This is a genomic window from Morganella sp. Je.2.23, from assembly GCF_051129855.1.
Classification (GTDB): Bacteria; Pseudomonadota; Gammaproteobacteria; order Enterobacterales; family Enterobacteriaceae; genus Morganella; species Morganella sibonii.
Map to the genome: position 1 here is coordinate 1 of NZ_JBCPSQ010000039.1, position 356 is coordinate 356.

At 57.0% G+C, this 356-nt stretch carries 1 pseudogene; it reads left to right on the top strand.

The window, feature by feature from the left end:
- Positions 1–356: pseudogene (locus AAZR23_RS20760) on the top strand (IS3 family transposase); the annotation flags it as partial.

Below are 356 nucleotides of genomic sequence, written 5' to 3' on the forward strand. Positions count from 1 at the left end.
AGAGCCGCACGGTCTACCACTATCAAAGCCGGCGTGACGACCGCGCAGTCACGCAGCGGATAAGGGAAATAGCGGAAACCCGCATCCGCTACGGCGTGCAGCGCATACATATCCTGCTGCGCCGGGAAGGCTGGCTGATTAACCATAAGAAAACCCACCGTATTTATTGTCAGGAAGGACTGAATCTGCGGACAAAGCGACCCCGGCGACATGTCACAGCCAGACACAGAGGAGCGTCCGGCAGTGACGGCAGCCGATCAGTGCTGGAGTATGGATTTCGTTGCTGATAATCTGTTCAACGGGCGCCGGATCCGGGCGCTGACTGTAGTCGATAATTTTAGTCGGGAATGCCTGGC